Genomic DNA, 16,914 nt, shown 5'->3' with positions numbered 1-16,914 from the left:
GGGATCTCCTATTTCAGCGCAGCGCTGCGGGCGCCCATATAGGTGGTCAGAACCGCAGCTTTCTCTGCCGTGACCTCCGCAAGAATCCGCGCCCCGGTTTCGGGGTTTACCCGCATGAGAAGTTCCGCCGCGAAGCCATCCGGCAGGGACGCAATAACCTCTGAGGCCTCTTTCGGCTTCATCGCTTCGTAAACCGCAACCAGCCGGGCGATATCCTGATCCACAGCACGTTGAGCATGCGTCCCCGATCCTCGTTGCCTGTCTTGGCTTGCGGATTTCAGACGCCGAAGCTCGGCAGTAAGCATTTCGCGAGCCTCGGCAATGTCGGTGCGCCGATCATCCAGTGCCGAAAGCGCCTTGCCAATCCGGTCCTCGCGGATGCCAAGTTCATGAACAAGATTGACCACTTCGGGAACGTCACCACATCCGTCAAGCAGGCTTTGCCCCGCCTCGGATGATGCGCTGACCGCTTCACGAGGCTGCAACGACAACGCCGCAATCGGCAGGGATGATGCGGCAATGAACATCGCAACCACCCTAAGCATCGGACAGTTCCTGTGCGGCTTTGCGCGGGCGCAAGCGACGTGCGGCTTGCGGTGCATTCATCGCCAGGCTGGATTGAAGCGCCCAATAGGCTTTTTCTTTTCTCGCCGCTTCCAGCGTACGCGTCAGTTCTTTTGAAGCGATCTGCGCCTCGTCCCGTGCACGACGCGTTGCCTGATCGAGCCGGGATATTTCAGAGGTCATGACTGCAATCGCGCCGCCCAACCCGGTTTCAAGATCGTTAAGCCGCCGCAACCGTCGCGACAGGACATAACAATAAATAGCCATTGGCAGGCTTATCCCCGCAGAGATAAGCTGAAAAAGAAGGGAAAACGTCATTCTATAGCGAACTCCGTAATCAGAAGGTTTTCAACCATGTCCGGCCCTAGGACCATTTTGGCGCGAGCAAGCAACTCTGCGCGAATGATTTCCAGCACGCCACGCCGGTCGATCGCCGCCGGTTCGATATCGCTCAGGAACCGGTTGAAACTGTCGGAAAGGCGCGGAAGCAGCGTCTGAATCTGACCCGCATTCGCTGGCGACGCTTCCAGCTTGACGCTCAGCACCAGTTGCCTGTCGCGCCCGGCAAGCGGAACCACGATCCGCGGTACATCGACAAACGCAATTTCCGGCTTGGTTTCCGCTTCCTTCGTGCCTGTTGAAAACAGCAAGGACGGACTAACCAGACCGAGATAACCGGCGGCGAATGCCCCTCCGCCCGCAACCAGCACGGCAATCGCGGCCACAAGGCGCAACCGGCCGCTTTTTCCATCTTCGGCGAGTGTTTCGGACATGCTGATTCTCCTCATTCGCAGAATCGAAATAGCACTGCCCGGCTAACCAATAATTAATGGGGACCGTGCCAGAAAAGGGCAACGAAGACATCGAATCGAAGAGGATATCTTGCACGAATTGCAGACATTCTGGGCTGGACGAAGCCCGCGGCAGAAGCTCGCGATCTTCGGCGGTTTCGCTGCCGGGTTGCTGTTGACGCTGGCTTTTGTCTTCTATGCAAGCCGGGTTCCGAAATCGCTTCTCTATGCCGGGCTTGAAGATGCGCGTGCAGCCCCGATCATCGCGCATCTGGAGCAGAACGGGATAGCCTATGATCTGCGGAACGGCTCGATCTGGGTCGACAGCAGGGAACGGGATCGCGTTCGCATGGATATGGCCGCGCAGAACCTTCCCCAGCAAGGTGGCGCCGGATACGAAATTCTCGATGATATGTCGGGTTTCAGCACCACATCGCAGATGTTCGATGCTGCATATTGGCGGGCGAAGGAAGGCGAACTGGCGCGGACCATTCTGTCGATCCCCTCGATCCAGTCTGCCCGCGTCCATCTGACCCCGCCACAGTCACGCGGCTATCGGCTCAGCCAGCCCGGTGCGGCATCGGTGACCGTCGTTACCGATGGGCAACCGGTCAGTTCGGAGCAGGCAAACGCCATGCGTTTCCTGATTTCCTCGGCGGTGCCCCAACTGCAGCCGGACGCCGTGTCGGTCATCGATTCCGCGCGGGGGCTGGTCGCGCCACGCGACAAGCAGAACTCCTCCGACCGCGAAGCCCGCATGAAAGAGAATGTCGAGCGCATTCTTGCGCCGCATGTCGGAGCCGGAAACGCGATTGTCGAGGTCAGCATCGCGCTGGTGACGCAATCCGAGCAACTTGTCGAACGCAGTTTCGATCCCACGCAGCGGGCTATGATCTCAGAGGAAAACGAAGAACTTGTCGACGAAAGCAGCAAGGCGGATGGTGGGGCGGTAACTGCGGCTTCCAACCTGCCGGAACAGGCCGGAGAAGACGGCGATACGCAGCAATCTCAGCGTTCGGAAACACGGCAACGTGCGAATTATGAGGTCGGCAGCGTTACCCGGCAGGTGGACCGGCTGCCCGGCGATATCCGGCGACTGAGCGTTGCTGTGCTTGTGAATGGTGTCCCTCGCGAAAACGCGGACGGAACGACGCAAATTGAGCCGCGCTCGGACCAGGAATTGGAAACCATCAGGGATCTGGTTGCCGCTGCCGTCGGTTACGACGAAACGCGTCAGGATGAAATTACGGTGAGGTCGATGCCGTTCGTGAATGCGGCACAGGACGGCACCCGTGCGGACCGGTCCGGCGGGCTGGTCGATCGCCTCGAACTGGGATCTCTGGCCCGGCTTGCCGTGATTGGATTTTTCGCATTGGGGGCGCTTGCCCTCGCGATGCGTGGCTTACGGATGGGCGGTATGTCTGCGGGCGGTGGTCTGGATGAAACCGTGCCACCGGTTTCTTCTGCTATGGGAATCTCGGATATGCGACCGCTTGAGCCTGCAGACAGCGACGCGATTCCGATGATTGCAATGGCATCTCCGGATTTCGATTTCGACGACGATTCAACGCAGGACGCCGATCCGGTGGCGCGGCTTCGGCGTCTGATGAAGGAACGGCAGGATGAAACGGTCCGGCTTCTGAATGGCTGGATCGGCGAAGATGAAAGGCCTGCAATATGAGCAATATCGCGAGGCTCGAAGATTTCGCAGCACGAAAAACAGATGTGGAAGAGCGTATCAGCCGGGATCAACTGACTGCGGAATATGCGCGTGGGTATTCGGACGGCGAAAGCACAGCGCGTGCTGACGTCACAGCCGAGTTGGCCAATGCGCTTCAACAAGCCGCCGAAAGCGCGAAAGACAATGCCGGGATGTGGCAGGCCGCCGTTGGGGAAACTTTGCAATCGCTCGCGCCCGTGATCAGGGCGATCGCCGGTCACCTTGCGGCGAACCGGGCAGAACAACTGGCAGGGCTGCTGTTGACCGAGCTTGAGCATCTGGCGCTGTCCGGGGTCGCCCCCCGCTGCACAGTGTCTGCAGAGGAAGATGTCATACATCTGGTTCAGGCGCAGATTGAGAAAATTGGGCTGGAAGGTATCAGCCTCGTTCCCGCCAAGCATACCGAAATCACCTTCGATGCCGGAAAGATCGTCATCGATCCTGACGAATTTCTGGCCCGGATAGATGAAATTCTGGCGGGACTGTCAGAGTCTGAGGAGGGCTAGATGAATATCAATCCCGCGATTCCGACCGACAGCATCCCTGTGGAAATCTCGGTGCGTATCGGAATGTTGCGCATGACGGTGGCTGAGCTCTCTGCGCTTAAGGAAGGCGACGTCCTGCCACTGGATCAGGCCGTCGAGGACGGAGTTGAGATCTGCGTGGGTGACCATGTTCTGGCCAAGGGCGAGCTGATTACGGATGATGCCGACGACTCGCGGCTGATGCTTCGCATTACGCAGGCTGCAGGAGCAGGAACGGAATGAGGCACTGGCACGGCCTGACCTGGCCGCTGGTTTGTCTGGTTCTGTGGCCGGGCATGGTTTTGGCGCAGTCCGTGTCGCCGGACATGCCGACGCTGTACGGCGAAACTGCGCCGGTCGCTGGTGTAGCCGGTGGCGGTGCGCTTGGCGCTTTGATCAATGACATCGCGACGGCCGGGGCGGACTCTTCCGGCGGAGTTGGACAAAGCTCGATCCTGCTGTTTCTGGCGCTGACCGTCCTGTCGCTCGCACCTGCCATTGCGATCACGGTGACCTGTTTTCCTTTCATGGTGACCGTGCTGTCGATTCTGCGGCAGTCTCTGGGGCTGCAGCAATCGCCGCCGAACATGCTGATTGTCAGTCTGGCGCTGTTTCTGACATGGTTCGTAATGGACCCCGTGCTGCAAGACGCATGGCAGGCTGCGGCGGTGCCTCTGCAAGCGGGACAAATCGGCATTGTCGAGGCGCTTTCCCGTGCGGTCGGCCCGTTCGAGCGCTTCATGTCCGCGCGGACTGACCCGGCCGTGCTGGATCACATGAGATCGCTTGTCCCGGCTGAGAACAGCGATGGGCTGAGAATACTTGTCCCGTCATATATGCTGACCGAGCTGCAACGAGCCTTCCAGATCGGCTTTCTTGTCGCGCTGCCGTTTCTGGTGATCGATCTGGTTGTGTCTGCGGTTTTGATGGCGATGGGGATGATGATGGTGCCTCCGGTCGTAGTGTCATTGCCCTTCAAGCTGGCGTTTTTCGTCGTGGTGGATGGCTGGACGCTGATCTCGGCTGCGCTTGTTCGTGGATATCAGTAGCGCAACCGGGGTTTGATCTGAAGAGGTGACGTATGTTCTGACCGGGTTGTCGGGAACCGCGAGGCCCTGATCGTGTATGTTAGCTTTGATGCCTCAGCACAGCCGGATCAGAGCGACAAAAAATATTGCCCTAACTGTGTTCATATAACTGCCACCATCTTTCAGCGGTCAGATTCTCAGTTGAAACCGCCATCCCGACGGCACAGAGAACACCCCAGTTTCGCCCGCATGCAATCCACCCCTTGGGATCGCGTATAGCTGTCCTATATTGTGGGCTGACATGCGCCGACAGGCGCCAGCCAATCCGAAGGACCACCATGACCAGTATCAACCAGATCGCGTGGGACGACACCGTCCTGCCGTTCCAGCTCGACCGCTCTTCGATTCGCGGGCGAGTGGTCCGGCTTGATGGGGTTCTCGACCATATTCTGTCCCGCCATAATTATCCCGAACCCGTCGCCGCTGCGGTCGCGGAATTGTCGCTGCTGACGGCGATGATCGGACAGACCATCAAACTGCGCTGGAAGCTTTCTTTGCAGGTGCGCGGAAACGGTGCCATCCGGACCATTGCCGCCGATTATTATGCCCCGGAAACCGAAGGCGGACCGGCAAGGATGCGTGCATGGGCCAGTTTCGATGAGGAACGGCTGACGGCCGAGCCATATTTCGATCAGATCGGCGAGGGGTATTTCGCGATTCTGATCGACCAGGGTTCGGGGACCAGCCCGTATCAGGGCATCACGCCGCTGGCAGGCGGATCGCTGTCCGCCTGTGCGGAAACCTATTTCGCGCAATCCGAGCAATTGCCGACCAGTTTTTCGCTGTCCTACGGGCAGTCGACGCTGCGCGGTCAGGACAGTTCGTGGCGTGCGGGCGGGATTATGCTGCAGACATTGCCTGCTCAGCCGATACGCGATGAGGGGGCCAGCGGGGAAAACAATCTGATCGCGGCGGCAGATATTCTGCAGGGCGCGGAATCAGAGGATTGGAACCGCGCCAATCATCTGTTGTCGACCGTCGAGGATATGGAGCTGATCGGACCGTCTCTGGCTCCGACCGACCTGCTGTTCCGGCTGTTCCACGAGGAAGACCCGCGAGTCTTCGATCCGCAGCGTGTCGAATTCGGCTGTTCTTGCGATGCCGATCGTGTGCGTAATACCCTTTCCATCTATTCGCAGAAGGACATCGCGCATATGACGACCGAACAGGGCGTGGTCACGGCAGATTGCCAGTTCTGCGGTGCGCATTACGAATTCGACCCCAACTCGCTCGGTTTCGAGGCGACGGTCGATGCCGAGGGCAATCCTCTGCCGCAGGATGAAGCCGCCGAATGATCCGCCGCCCCGCCGCCGACATATCCAGAACCCGGCCTGCGCAGTTGAATGCAGCGGCGCAGGCCGGGTCAGGTGGCGGCATGGCATCATCAGACATATCCGTGAAGGCGCTGAGGACCCGGCTGGAACGTGCCATACAGACTCCGGCTGATCCGACCTCTGATTTCGACGCCAACCCCGAGGTAACCGCGCCGGATCTTCCGCTGCGCGAGGCCGGTGTGCTGGCCGCATTTCATGAAGATGACGGGCGGCTTTACCTGACCAAGCGAGCCGCAACGATGCGGCATCATCCGGGGCAGATTGCCCTGCCGGGCGGCAAGGTCGATCCCGGCGATGCCGACCAGATCGCCGCCGCCCTGCGTGAAGCGCATGAGGAAATCGCGCTTGATCCTGCACAACTGGAAGTCATAGGAACGCTGCCTCCGCATCGCACGGTGACGCAATTCAGGATCACTCCAGTCGTCGGCATCATCCGTGGTCCCTTCTCGCCGGTCGCCGAGCCGGGCGAGGTCGCAGAGGTGTTCACCCTCCCCTTCGATCACATCGCCAATCCGGGGAATTACCGGCTTGAGGGCCGGGTCTGGCGCGGAAGCTGGCGGGCCTATCGGGTGGCGCCTTATGGTCCCTATTATCTCTGGGGCGCGACGGCGCGGATCCTGCTGGGTCTTGCTCAGAGGCTCTCTGTATGAAGCTTGCCGCGGATTTTCTGTCCGACGCGCCGCTGCAGCGCGTCATGTCGATGCTGAGCGCGAGCGGACATCGGGCCCTGATCGTCGGCGGTGCCGTGCGGAATGCCGCGCTTGGATATGCGGTCGACGATGTGGATATCTCGACCGACGCGCATCCAAAGCGGGTGATCGAGCTTGCACGGGATGCAGGGCTGAAAGCCGTACCGACAGGCATCGACCACGGCACTGTGACCATCGTGGCCGACGGTACGGGCTTTGAGGTGACGACATTTCGGCGGGACCTTGAAACGGATGGCCGGTGGGCCGTGGTGTCATTCTCGGACCGGATCGAGGACGACGCCGCCCGCCGGGATTTCACCATGAATGCGCTGTATCTGACGGCGGATGGTCAGCTTCTTGACCCGGTGAATGGCTGGAACGATCTGCAGAACCGCGAACTGCGCTTTGTCGGCGATCCCGCAACTCGCATCCGTGAGGATTATCTTCGTATTCTGCGGTTTTTCCGCTTTCTTGCCTGGTATGCCGAAAGCTCCGCGCCCGGTATCACCGGGCTGGTTGCCGCCGAGCGGGCCGGGCTTTCAGGAGTTTCCGCCGAACGGATCGGGGCCGAGATACGCAAATTGCTGTCCGCACCCGATCCTTCGGCCTCGGTCGCGCTGATGGAGGAAACCGGGGTGCTGACGCAAATTCTACCCGGTGCGAAAAGCGGGACCCTCACCGCGCTTGTGCTTCAGGAGAGGCATGAAAATACTGCGCCGGACTGGCAGCGCCGCCTTGCTGCGCTTGGCGCTGAAGACCCCGCCGGGGTGCTGCGGCTTTCGCGACAGGAGGCCACATATCTCAGCACCGTCAATGCCTCGGCGCAGATGTCCCTGGATGAAATCGCCTTTCATCACGGCTTTGAACTGGCCCGCGATATCGCGCTGATCCGGCTGGCAAAGGACGTTGAAGTCGCGCAAGACTGGCAGCAGCGTATCGACCGCGCCGCGAATGCGACGCTTCCGGTCACGGCGGCGGATCTGATGCCCGCTCTGTCCGGCCCGCAGATCGGCCGGGGCCTGAAAGCGGCCGAGGCGCATTGGATAGAGTCCGGGTTCGCGGCCACGCGACCCGCCCTGATTGAGACCGCCCTTCTGGCGGGGAAGGATGATTCATGAACCTCCATGCCCCATTTGCCGACCAGATCGACGCATTCCGCCCGGCAGACGGCCCGCCCCCACAAAGCTTGTTGCGGTTCATCCGATGGGCGCTCAGCGGGTCCGGGCGGGGCCTGTCCATCGCCGCGCTGACCTCGGCGGCAAGCGGAGCGGCGGATGTGATATCCGCGACATTGCTGGGTGCTGTCATCGACAGCATCACAGGCTCCACGCCCGAAACCGTCTGGGACCAAAGCTGGCCGATCCTTCTGGGTTTCGTTCTGTTCTTTCTGGTCATACGCCCCATCATACTGGGCCTATCGACGGCCTCGTCTAACGTGATTATCGGGCCGAATGTGCTGCCTCTGGTGCTGTCGCGCCTGCATCGCTGGACAATGGGACAGGCGGTCAGTTTCTTCGACAACGACTTCGCCGGTCGGCTGGCACAGAAACAGATGCAGACCGCGCGGGCGATCACCGATTTCGCCTCGGAAATGGTGAATGTGGTCGCCTTTGCACTGGCCGCGATCATCGGCTCTGCTGCCTATCTTCTGTCGGTCGATATCTGGAGCGCGGTCGCATTGCTGGCATGGCTGGCGGCCTATGGCCTGCTGATCCGCTTTTTCCTGCCGCTGATCCGTGCGCGATCCGCCGCACGCGCATCGGCCCGCGCGACCGTGACCGGACAGGTCGTGGATACGATCACCAATATCAAGACGGTCAAACTGTTCGCCCATGCCGATCATGAGGATCGCGCCGCCCTGTCCGCAATGGCCGGGTTCCGCGAACGCGCCCTTGATTTCGGCGTGGTCTCGACATGGTTCCGCCTGTCGCTGATGACGCTTGCCGGGGTCCTGCCCGTCATCCTGATCGGCGGCACGATTTTCCTGTATCAGCAGGGTCAGGCCACGGCGGGCGATATCGCGGCATCGGGGGCGATTGCGCTTCGCCTGTCGCAGATGAGCGGTTGGGTCAGCATGGCTCTGATGGGAATCTGGGGCTCGATCGGTGAGATCGAGGACGGGATGCAGACCTTGTCGCCAGGCCATACGCTGACCGACGCACCCGGCGCGGAGACATTGTCGCAGATCAGCGGAGAGGTCCGTTTCCAGAATGTCTCATTCAGCTATGGCCGCACGGACGGGCATGGCGGGGTGCACGGGATCGACCTTGCGATCCGACCCGGAGAGCGTGTCGGTCTGGTCGGCGCATCCGGTGCCGGCAAGTCAACGCTGGTTGCCTTGTTGCTGAGGCTCTATGACGTCGAGGCGGGCAAGATCCTGATCGACGGGTCGGATATCCGCGATGTGACTCAGGAAAGCCTGCGCCGGAATATCGGCATGGTCACGCAGGAAACAGCGATGTTCAACCGCTCGGCCCGCGACAATATCCGTTATGGCAGCCCCGAGGCGACACATGCGCAGATCGAGGCCGCCGCCGCCGCGGCAGAGGCGGATAAATTCATCGCCGGGATGCAGGACCATGCGGGTCGGACAGGTTATGACGCGCATCTGGGTGAGCGTGGCGTCAAGCTGTCGGGCGGGCAGCGGCAGCGTATCGCCCTGGCCCGCGCCTTTCTGAAAGACGCCCCGATCCTTATTCTGGATGAAGCGACCTCGGCGCTGGACAGCGAGGTCGAGGCAGCCATTCAGGATTCGCTCGACCGGGTGATGGAGGGCAAGACCGTGCTGGCGATTGCGCACCGCCTTTCAACCATCGCCGAGATGGACCGGATCGTCGTGCTGGAGGAGGGCCGCATCGTCGAGGAAGGCACGCATGACCAGCTTCTTGCGCAGAACGGCACCTATGCGCGTTACTGGAACCGGCAATCGGGCGGGTTTCTTGGCACGGATGAGGACGATCAGGGCGCGGATGGGGTTCACGCAGCGCCGCAAACCGCCTAAAATCGCGGCGATGCTGAAAGGGAAGCCCTCATGCCGCGCCTGCTGATCGCCACCGCCATGCTTTTCGCCGTCGCAGGCTGCGCCGGGACACCTGAAAGACGCGCCCTGGACGGGTTCAACGATACCGTGGGAACGGCGAATCGTACCGCCTATAATATCCGCGCGATTGACCGGCTGGTGAACTAGGCCCGCATGACGCTCTGGACAGTTGAACGGCTTGGCCGTCACGGCGACGGAATCGCCGTCGCGGATGACGGGCAGCAGGTATTCGCGGCGCGGACCCTGCCGGGTGAGCAGATCACGGGTGAGGCGCATGACGGGCGCATCGCCGCGCCGAAAATCCTCCGCCCCTCGCCCGACCGTATCCGCCCGGATTGCCCGCATTATGCAAGCTGCGGCGGATGTGCGCTGATGCATGCCGCCGATGGCTTCGTGGCGCAATGGAAGGCCGATCTGGTCCGCTCTGCCCTGTCGGCGCATGGGATTACGGCCCGGATCGCCGGGGTGGCGACATCGCCCGAACGCTCTCGCCGCAGGGCGGTTTTGTCGGGGCGGCGCACCAAGCGCGGGGCGACCGTCGGGTTCCACGGCAGAGCCTCGGATCAGATCGTCGATGTCACGGATTGCCGCGTGCTGCGCCCGCAGATTAACGCGGCATTGCCCCTGCTGCGCGACATGGTTGCAGCCGGGGCCTCGCGTAATGCTGAACTGTCCCTGACCGTCACCGAGACCCCCGCCGGTCTGGATATCGCCGTCAGCGGCGGCAAACCAATCGATGCGGCGTTGACCGAAACACTGGGTACGCTGATGCGTCAGGGAGAGCTGGCGCGTCTCGACTGGGACGGCACGCCGATGACCCGCCGCGCCCCCGCCCGCCCGATGGGTCGCGCCCGGGTCGTGCCGCCGCCCGGTGCCTTCCTGCAGGCAACCGCAGAGGGTGAGGCCGCGTTGCTGAGCGTCGTGCGCAAAACCCTTGAAGGCCGCCGCCGCATCGTCGATCTGTTCGCAGGCTGCGGCACCTTTACCCTGCCTCTGGCGGCACAGGCCGAAATGCACGCGGTCGAGGGGCTGGCCGCACCGCTGGAGGCGCTTGACGCGGCATGGCGCAGCACCCCAGATCTGCATCGCATCACGACCGAGACCCGCGACCTCGCCACCCGCCCGCTGATGCCGGACGAACTGGCGCGGTTCGATGCCGCCGTGATCGACCCGCCCCGCAGCGGTGCCGCCGCACAGGCCAGAGAGCTGGCCGCATCCTCGCTGGACCGCATCGCATGGGTCAGCTGCGATCCCGTCACCTTTGCCCGCGACGCCGCCACCATGACCGCCGCAGGCTGGCGCATGGGTGGCATCTATGTGGTTGACCAGTTCCGCTGGTCGCCCCATGTCGAAACAGTGACCAGCTTCACCCGCGACTGAAAGAACCCCGGGGCGCAGCCATTATGGGCGCCGGTCGAGGATCAAACGAAGACCTCGACCCGCTCTTGCTCGCCGACACCGAAGACCCGCTTGTAACGCTCGATCTGATCAGCCGGCCCCATCGCCTTGGCGGGGTTGTCGGACAGCTTGACCGTGGGCCGACCCTCGGCCTCAACGGCTTTGCAGACAAGGCTTAGCGGGTCCAGCCCGTCGCCATCCACCAGCCCCCGGAAATCATTGGTCAGCAGCGTCCCCCAACCGAAGCTGACCTTCACGCGGCCGTTGAACTGGAGATAGAGATGCTTGATCTTCTCTTCATCCAGCCCGTCCGAGAAAATCACCAGCTTCTGGGTCGGGTCTTCGCCGCGATCTTTCCACCATTGGATCGCGATTTCAGCGTTTTCCGCAGGATCGCCTGAATCGACACGGATCCCGGTCCAGCCCGCCAGCCAGTCCGGCGCATCGTCCAGAAACCCCTTTGTGCCATAAGTATCGGGCAGGATGATGCGCAGATTGCCCTCATGTTCCTCATGCCAGTCGGCCAGCACCCGGTAAGGAGCCTGTTTCAGCTCATGATCCGTCTCGGCAAGGGCGGCATAGACCATCGGCAATTCATGCGCATTGGTCCCGATTGCCTCAACATCGCGGCGCATGGCGATCAGGCAATTCGAGGTGCCGGTGAATTTGCCGTCCGGCGCATGGCCCAGACCTTCGCCCATCGCCTGCACACACCAGTCCTGCCACAGATAGGAATGCCGCCGCCGCGTCCCGAAATCGGCGATCTTCAGATCCGGCAACGTGTTCAGCCCGGTGATCTTTTCCCAGACCCGTGTCATCGCGCGGGCATAAAGAACCTGCAATTCGAACCGCCCCATATCCTTGGTCACGGCGCGGGACCGAAGCTCCATGATGATGGCGAGGGCAGGAATTTCCCACAGCATCACCTCGGGCCATTTGCCTTCGAAGCGAAGCTCATACTGGCCGTCGCGCTTGGTCAGCTCATATTCGGGAAGCTGCACATTCTCCAGCCACTCCATGAAATCGGGGCGGAACATCTGGCGCTTGCCATAGAAGGTATTGCCCCGCAGCCATGTCGATTCCCCGCGCGTCAGCCGCAAGGCGCGGACCTGATCCAGTTGTTCGCGCAGCTCGGCCTCATCGACCATATCGGCGAGGCGCACGGATTTCGTCCGGTTGATAAGCTGGAAGGTCACGTTCGTGTCGGGCCGGTTGCGGAACACCGACTGACACATCAGCAGCTTGTAGAAATCCGTATCCAGCAGCGAGCGCACGATCGGATCAATCTTCCAGCGGTGATTATAAACACGGCTGGCAATATCGACATTGGGCATCATTTCAGGGTCACTCCTGCTGCGCGCATATTCTCCTGCGCGGAGGCGCGGGATCCGTTCAGATCTATGGCCCGCGTCGCCTCTTCGATCACACTGACGGTGAAGCCCAGCTTCGCGGCGTCAATGGCCGACCAGGCAACGCAGAAATCATGGGCGAGCCCGACGAAATCCAGCTCCAGCAGACCGCGCTCACGCAGATAGCCCTCCAGCCCGGTGCGGGTCTTGTGATCGTTCTCGAAAAACGCCGAATAGCTGTCGATATCCGGCCTGTAGCCTTTCCGCAGGATCATATCCGCCACATCCACCGCCAGAACAGGATGGAACGCCGCGCCCGGCGATCCGATCACGCAATGCCGCGGCCACAAAACCTGAGGCCCATAGGGCATGTCCACAGTGCTGAACGGTTCGGCCCCGTCGTGATTATCGGCAAAGCTCGAATGATCCTCGGGATGCCAGTCCTGCGTCAGCACGACGGCGTCGTAATCCGCCATCAGATCATTGACCGGCCCCATGATCTGATCGCCGCCCTCTACGGCCAGACGGCCTCCGGGACAGAAATCGACCTGAGCGTCAATCACGATAAGGGCTTTGGGCATGATCACATCCTCCGATAAGCTTTGGTAGCAGTTGCGGAGAGGGCGTCAATGGTGCCACGCAACCAGCGCTGCGATGCAAGCAATACAGGATGGCTCTTGCCGGGTTCGCTGCAAGCTGATCAAACTGATCGGACGGCATTTGCGTTAGGGGGGCTTTCATGACGAATGATCCAGATCAGGGTACAGACGGGCCGGACATTATCCCGAAGAACTGCATCAGCAGGGGCGGTTTGACGAATACGAATCCAGCGCGGGCCGCTCATCTGCCCTTCTGTGGGGATTGCGGGCCGCCGGGGTGATCGCGGCGCTGATCGTGTGGCTGTTGCTCGGCTCGTCCGACAGCCTCTCGGCGGATGCGCGGAATGTCGCGGCCATCGGTACGCTGATGGCGATCTGGTGGATGTCCGAGGCGATCCCGCTTTCCGCCACCTCGCTTCTGCCCATCGTGCTGATCCCGATGCTGACCGAGCGTACCGTCAGCGAGGCGACCGCCCCTATGCCAGTTCGATCGTGTTCCTGTTCCTCGGCGGTTTCCTGATCGCCATCGCGATGGAAAAATGGCATCTGCACCGCCGCATCGCGCTGCTGACCCTGAAACGCGTGGGGGTAGAGCCGAAACGGATCATCCTCGGCATGATGATCGCGACCGCCTTCCTGTCGATGTGGGTGTCGAACACCGCAACCACGCTGATGATGCTGCCTATCGGCCTTTCCGTGCTGACACTGGTGGTCGAGCGCAGCCGGAACACCGATCAGGGCGCCGAAGTCGGCGAGCAACTGGCCTCTGGCGGTACGATCAGCGAGGTGGTGGACGATCCGAATATCAAAGCGTTCGGGATCTGCCTTGTGCTGGCGATTGCATGGGCGGCGACGATTGGCGGACTTGGCACACTTCTGGGCAGCCCGCCTAATGCCATCGTCGCGGGCTATGTGGCCGATGAGCTGGGCCGGGATATCGGGTTTCTTCAGTGGATGCTGATCGGCCTGCCTCTGGCCGCCGTGTTCATCGTCATTGCCTGGTTCCTGATGACCAACGTACTGTACAGGTTCAAACTGGAGGAGATCCCCGGCGGCAAGGCCATGATCGACGAACAGATCGCCGAACTCGGCCCGGTCAGTCAGGGCGAACGCATGGTGCTGATCGTGTTCTGCTCTGCGGCGTTTCTCTGGGTGGTGCCGGGACTGCTGACCAGCCTGACGGGCAGCAATCTGGGGCCTCTCGGCCTGCTGGACGATACCGCCATCGCCATTGCTGCGGGGATCGCGCTGTTCCTGCTGCCCGCGCGGGGCCGTACCACGATGGTGCTGGAATGGAAGGATGCCGAGGACGGCCTGCCCTGGGGCGTGCTGCTTCTGTTCGGCGGCGGGCTGAGCCTTGCCGGCGCGGTTGCCGCCAGCGGGCTTGACCAGTGGTTCGGTCAGCAGGTGCAGGGGCTTGGCGCGTTGTCTCCGATCATGCTGGTGGCGACGGTGGTCACGCTGATCCTGTTCCTGACCGAGGTGACCTCGAACACCGCGACAGCCGCGACCTTCATCCCGATCCTCGGCGGCGTCGCGGTCGGGATCGGCGTCGACCCTATGGCGCTGCTGATCCCTGCGGCCTTCGCGGCGACCTGCGCCTTCATGCTGCCGGTCGGGACGCCTCCAAATGCGATTGTCTTCGGGACCGGGGCCGTCACGATCGGGCAAATGGCTCGTGGCGGGTTCGTGCTGAACATTGTCGGGATCGTGCTGATCACGATGTTTATCTATCTTCTGGGCGGAATTGCCCTGAATATCACCTTCGGATGATTTGACGCGGAAGGGCGCGGCGGTTAAGGCCAGCATATGCTGACCGTCGCCGCGCTTTACCATTTCACCCGCTTCCCCGATCCCGAGGCCCTCAAGGCCCCTCTGGCCCGTATCGCCTGCGCAAATGGCGTGCGCGGCACATTGCTTCTGGCGCAAGAGGGCATCAACGGCACCATCGCCGGCAGCCGCGAGGGCATCGACGCGGTTCTGTCCCATATCCGTGCCCTGCCCGGCTGCGCGGATCTGGTGTGGAAGGAAAGCACTGCACAGGACATGCCCTTCGGCCGCATGAAGGTCCGGATCAAACGCGAGATCGTCACGATGGGCCAGCCGGATGTGGACCCTCTGGCCTCCGTCGGGCATTATGTGGACCCGCAGGACTGGAACGCACTGATCGCCGCCGAGGATGTCGCGGTCATCGACACGCGCAACGATTATGAGGTCGCCATCGGCACATTCGAAGGCGCCGTCGATCCCGGCACGAAATCCTTTCGCGATTTCCCCGCATGGTGGGAGGAAAACGCACATCGTTTCCACAACAAGCGCATCGCCATGTTCTGCACCGGCGGCATTCGCTGTGAAAAATCGACGAATTACCTGCTCTCACAGGGAGTCGCGGATGTGTTTCACCTGAAAGGCGGAATTCTGAAATATCTGGAGGATGTGCCGGAAGAAGAAAGCCGCTGGCAGGGCGAATGCTTCGTCTTCGATCAGCGCGTCAGCCTCGGTCACGGGCTGAAACAGGGCGATTATACGCTGTGCCATGCCTGCCGCCGACCGCTCTCGGCGGATGACAAGATCCGCCCGGAATATGAGGAAGGCGTTTCCTGCTATCGCTGCATCGGAGAATATTCCGACGCCGACCGCGCCCGCTTCCGCGAGCGTCAGCATCAGGTCGAACTGGCCGAAAAGCGCGGCGAGGATCATATCGGCGCCGTTCACGGAAAACCCGGAAGCTGAGCGCAGGCCCGGCATCTTGCGCGGCAATCCCGGCGGGCGGGTCACGGACAGAACCGCCCTCGCTTGCAACTTAGCCCTGCGGATGATCTTGTCTCCCCGTCAGGGGAAACACCTCCAGCGGGACCGCATATATGCTGGCGATTTTTATCAAGACGCTGCCATTCTTCATGCTGATCGGCCTTGGATGGGCGGCAGCACGCAGCCGCATTTTCCCAGCCGAAGGCGCGGTCTGGCTGACAAAATTCGTGTTTTATTTCCCTCTGTCGGCGATGCTGTTCCGCTTTGCCGCGACGCTGGAATTCAACCAGATCTGGGACCCGCGCTTCGCCTTGGCCTATCTGGCAGGATCGCTGCTGATCTGGGGGATCGGCATCGCCGCAGGGCGCAGCCGCGGACAGGATAGCGGCATATCCCTGATCGAGGCCCATTGCTGCGTCATCGGCAATACCGGCTTTCTCGGCGTGCCGATGCTGGTCGTCCTGATGGGCAATGCTGCCGCCGGGCCGGTGCTGATGGTCCTGATTATCGACCTTGTGGTGTTCTCGACCCTCATCACCCTGCTGATGACCGCGACGCGGCACGGGCGGATCCGACTGTCAATGGCCGGGGCGCTGCTGCGCGGGTTGCTGGCCAATCCGATGATCGTCTCGATGCTGGCCGGTCTCTTCTGGTCATGGGCCAGTCTGCCGATCCCGGGACCGGCGATGGAGTTCCTGACCATGCTGTCAGCCGCCGCCACGCCCGGCGCGTTATTCGCCATCGGAGCCAGCCTCGCCGGTCGGCAGGCGGACAGACCCGCCGTCGCCATCTGGCTCAGCTTCGCGAAGCTGGTCCTGCACCCGGCTGCGGTCGGCCTTGCCGCGTGGCTGCTCGGCGTCGAGCCCTTCGCCGCCTCTGTCATGATCGCCGCCGCCGCGCTGCCGGTTGCCGGGAATGTCTATATGCTGGCGCAATATTTCGGGATCGGCGTCCAGAGGGTCTCCTCCGCCATCCTGATATCGACAGCAGCAAGCGTGTTCACCATCCCCATCGTCATGCATCTGATCGGCCAGGGCTGAGCCTGCTACCATCCCGACAGACCAGAA

The 16,914-nt window shown here is 61.8% G+C and carries 19 protein-coding genes; 14 read left to right on the top strand and 5 right to left on the bottom strand.

Going from position 1 to position 16,914, the window contains the following annotated elements:
• Nucleotides 1-8 precede the first annotated feature (8 nt).
• The 3 genes from PAE61_RS16750 to PAE61_RS16740 are packed head-to-tail and all read right to left on the bottom strand — an operon-like array spanning nucleotide 9 to nucleotide 1,337.
• Nucleotides 9-545: a MotE family protein gene (locus tag PAE61_RS16750; protein ID WP_271113475.1), complete on the bottom strand. Its 537-nt coding sequence runs from the start codon at nucleotides 543-545 to the stop codon at nucleotides 9-11.
• Nucleotides 538-831: a hypothetical protein gene (locus tag PAE61_RS16745; protein WP_271113474.1), complete on the bottom strand. Its 294-nt coding sequence runs from the start codon at nucleotides 829-831 to the stop codon at nucleotides 538-540. Before PAE61_RS16745 ends, PAE61_RS16750 begins: the two co-directional genes overlap by 8 nt.
• A gap of 47 nt (nucleotides 832-878) precedes the next feature.
• A complete protein-coding gene (locus tag PAE61_RS16740; RefSeq protein WP_271113473.1) occupies nucleotides 879-1,337 on the bottom strand; it encodes a flagellar basal body-associated FliL family protein in 459 nt (152 codons plus the stop codon).
• A gap of 109 nt (nucleotides 1,338-1,446) precedes the next feature.
• Between PAE61_RS16740 and fliF the strand changes: the two genes are divergently transcribed.
• The 10 genes from fliF to PAE61_RS16690 all read left to right on the top strand — a co-directional run bounded on the left by fliF (nucleotide 1,447) and on the right by PAE61_RS16690 (nucleotide 11,130).
• Nucleotides 1,447-3,036: a flagellar basal-body MS-ring/collar protein FliF gene (gene fliF, locus PAE61_RS16735; protein WP_271113472.1), complete on the top strand. Its 1,590-nt coding sequence runs from the start codon at nucleotides 1,447-1,449 to the stop codon at nucleotides 3,034-3,036.
• Nucleotides 3,033-3,581, top strand: a complete 549-nt coding sequence (locus PAE61_RS16730) for a hypothetical protein (protein WP_271113471.1) — start codon at nucleotides 3,033-3,035, stop codon at nucleotides 3,579-3,581. Before fliF ends, PAE61_RS16730 begins: the two co-directional genes overlap by 4 nt.
• Nucleotides 3,582-3,842 (top strand): FliM/FliN family flagellar motor switch protein, encoded by a 261-nt coding sequence (locus tag PAE61_RS16725; protein WP_271113470.1) that lies wholly within the window; start codon nucleotides 3,582-3,584, stop codon nucleotides 3,840-3,842. It begins immediately after the preceding gene.
• Nucleotides 3,843-3,925: 83 nt separating this feature from the next.
• Entirely contained in the window at nucleotides 3,926-4,648 is a 723-nt protein-coding gene (gene fliP / locus PAE61_RS16720) for a flagellar type III secretion system pore protein FliP (protein ID WP_434803138.1), read from the top strand.
• Nucleotides 4,649-4,965: 317 nt separating this feature from the next.
• Entirely contained in the window at nucleotides 4,966-5,982 is a 1,017-nt protein-coding gene (gene hslO / locus PAE61_RS16715) for an Hsp33 family molecular chaperone HslO (protein ID WP_271113468.1), read from the top strand.
• Complete coding sequence (locus PAE61_RS16710; RefSeq protein ID WP_271113467.1) at nucleotides 5,979-6,671, top strand: NUDIX hydrolase; 693 nt, start codon at nucleotides 5,979-5,981, stop codon at nucleotides 6,669-6,671. The genes hslO and PAE61_RS16710 overlap by 4 nt, the downstream gene beginning before the upstream one ends.
• Nucleotides 6,668-7,828: a CCA tRNA nucleotidyltransferase gene (locus PAE61_RS16705; protein WP_271113466.1), complete on the top strand. Its 1,161-nt coding sequence runs from the start codon at nucleotides 6,668-6,670 to the stop codon at nucleotides 7,826-7,828. The genes PAE61_RS16710 and PAE61_RS16705 overlap by 4 nt, the downstream gene beginning before the upstream one ends.
• Nucleotides 7,825-9,711 carry an ABC transporter ATP-binding protein gene (locus PAE61_RS16700; protein ID WP_271113465.1) on the top strand — a complete coding sequence of 629 codons (1,887 nt, stop codon included), beginning with the start codon at nucleotides 7,825-7,827 and terminating at the stop codon, nucleotides 9,709-9,711. Before PAE61_RS16705 ends, PAE61_RS16700 begins: the two co-directional genes overlap by 4 nt.
• A gap of 30 nt (nucleotides 9,712-9,741) precedes the next feature.
• Nucleotides 9,742-9,897, top strand: a complete 156-nt coding sequence (locus PAE61_RS16695; RefSeq protein WP_271113464.1) for a hypothetical protein — start codon at nucleotides 9,742-9,744, stop codon at nucleotides 9,895-9,897.
• A gap of 6 nt (nucleotides 9,898-9,903) precedes the next feature.
• On the top strand, nucleotides 9,904-11,130 hold the full coding sequence (locus tag PAE61_RS16690; RefSeq protein WP_271113463.1) for a class I SAM-dependent RNA methyltransferase: 1,227 nt from the start codon (nucleotides 9,904-9,906) through the stop codon (nucleotides 11,128-11,130).
• Nucleotides 11,131-11,171: 41 nt separating this feature from the next.
• On the opposite strand, the gene pncB is transcribed toward PAE61_RS16690, so the two are convergent.
• Complete coding sequence (gene pncB, locus PAE61_RS16685; protein ID WP_271113462.1) at nucleotides 11,172-12,485, bottom strand: nicotinate phosphoribosyltransferase; 1,314 nt, start codon at nucleotides 12,483-12,485, stop codon at nucleotides 11,172-11,174.
• Nucleotides 12,482-13,078: a bifunctional nicotinamidase/pyrazinamidase gene (gene pncA, locus PAE61_RS16680; RefSeq protein WP_271113461.1), complete on the bottom strand. Its 597-nt coding sequence runs from the start codon at nucleotides 13,076-13,078 to the stop codon at nucleotides 12,482-12,484. The genes pncB and pncA overlap by 4 nt, the downstream gene beginning before the upstream one ends.
• Nucleotides 13,079-13,373: 295 nt before the next feature.
• Here pncA and PAE61_RS16675 point away from each other — a divergent pair, with 295 nt between their 5' ends.
• The 4 genes from PAE61_RS16675 to PAE61_RS16660 all read left to right on the top strand — a co-directional run bounded on the left by PAE61_RS16675 (nucleotide 13,374) and on the right by PAE61_RS16660 (nucleotide 16,887).
• A complete protein-coding gene (locus PAE61_RS16675; protein WP_271113460.1) occupies nucleotides 13,374-13,616 on the top strand; it encodes an anion permease in 243 nt (80 codons plus the stop codon).
• Entirely contained in the window at nucleotides 13,589-14,869 is a 1,281-nt protein-coding gene (locus tag PAE61_RS16670; protein WP_271113459.1) for an SLC13 family permease, read from the top strand. Before PAE61_RS16675 ends, PAE61_RS16670 begins: the two co-directional genes overlap by 28 nt.
• Before the next feature lie 36 nt (nucleotides 14,870-14,905).
• Nucleotides 14,906-15,829 (top strand): oxygen-dependent tRNA uridine(34) hydroxylase TrhO, encoded by a 924-nt coding sequence (trhO, locus tag PAE61_RS16665; protein ID WP_271113458.1) that lies wholly within the window; start codon nucleotides 14,906-14,908, stop codon nucleotides 15,827-15,829.
• 131 nt (nucleotides 15,830-15,960) lie between these two features.
• Nucleotides 15,961-16,887, top strand: a complete 927-nt coding sequence (locus PAE61_RS16660; RefSeq protein WP_271113457.1) for an AEC family transporter — start codon at nucleotides 15,961-15,963, stop codon at nucleotides 16,885-16,887.
• The last annotated feature ends 27 nt before the right edge of the window (nucleotides 16,888-16,914 follow it).

Source organism: Paracoccus aerodenitrificans, assembly GCF_027913215.1.
GTDB lineage: Bacteria > Pseudomonadota > Alphaproteobacteria > Rhodobacterales > Rhodobacteraceae > Paracoccus > Paracoccus aerodenitrificans.
Note: the sequence above shows the minus strand (reverse complement) of the source record. Positions and strands in the feature narration are given on the sequence as shown.

What these genes read in the sequence shown, in the direction of transcription:
- trhO (WP_271113458.1), top strand. Translation starts at nt 14,906, where the DNA reads ATGCTGACCGTCGCCGCGCTTTACCATTTCACCCGCTTCCCCGATCCC.
- PAE61_RS16690 (WP_271113463.1), top strand. Translation starts at nt 9,904, where the DNA reads ATGACGCTCTGGACAGTTGAACGGCTTGGCCGTCACGGCGACGGAATC.
- PAE61_RS16705 (WP_271113466.1), top strand. Translation starts at nt 6,668, where the DNA reads ATGAAGCTTGCCGCGGATTTTCTGTCCGACGCGCCGCTGCAGCGCGTC.
- PAE61_RS16710 (WP_271113467.1), top strand. Translation starts at nt 5,979, where the DNA reads ATGATCCGCCGCCCCGCCGCCGACATATCCAGAACCCGGCCTGCGCAG.
- PAE61_RS16750 (WP_271113475.1), bottom strand. Translation starts at nt 545, where the DNA reads ATGCTTAGGGTGGTTGCGATGTTCATTGCCGCATCATCCCTGCCGATT.
- fliP (WP_434803138.1), top strand. Translation starts at nt 3,926, where the DNA reads ATGCCGACGCTGTACGGCGAAACTGCGCCGGTCGCTGGTGTAGCCGGT.
- PAE61_RS16740 (WP_271113473.1), bottom strand. Translation starts at nt 1,337, where the DNA reads ATGTCCGAAACACTCGCCGAAGATGGAAAAAGCGGCCGGTTGCGCCTT.
- pncA (WP_271113461.1), bottom strand. Translation starts at nt 13,078, where the DNA reads ATGCCCAAAGCCCTTATCGTGATTGACGCTCAGGTCGATTTCTGTCCC.
- PAE61_RS16660 (WP_271113457.1), top strand. Translation starts at nt 15,961, where the DNA reads ATGCTGGCGATTTTTATCAAGACGCTGCCATTCTTCATGCTGATCGGC.
- PAE61_RS16745 (WP_271113474.1), bottom strand. Translation starts at nt 831, where the DNA reads ATGGCTATTTATTGTTATGTCCTGTCGCGACGGTTGCGGCGGCTTAAC.
- PAE61_RS16695 (WP_271113464.1), top strand. Translation starts at nt 9,742, where the DNA reads ATGCCGCGCCTGCTGATCGCCACCGCCATGCTTTTCGCCGTCGCAGGC.
- PAE61_RS16730 (WP_271113471.1), top strand. Translation starts at nt 3,033, where the DNA reads ATGAGCAATATCGCGAGGCTCGAAGATTTCGCAGCACGAAAAACAGAT.
- pncB (WP_271113462.1), bottom strand. Translation starts at nt 12,485, where the DNA reads ATGATGCCCAATGTCGATATTGCCAGCCGTGTTTATAATCACCGCTGG.
- PAE61_RS16725 (WP_271113470.1), top strand. Translation starts at nt 3,582, where the DNA reads ATGAATATCAATCCCGCGATTCCGACCGACAGCATCCCTGTGGAAATC.
- hslO (WP_271113468.1), top strand. Translation starts at nt 4,966, where the DNA reads ATGACCAGTATCAACCAGATCGCGTGGGACGACACCGTCCTGCCGTTC.
- PAE61_RS16700 (WP_271113465.1), top strand. Translation starts at nt 7,825, where the DNA reads ATGAACCTCCATGCCCCATTTGCCGACCAGATCGACGCATTCCGCCCG.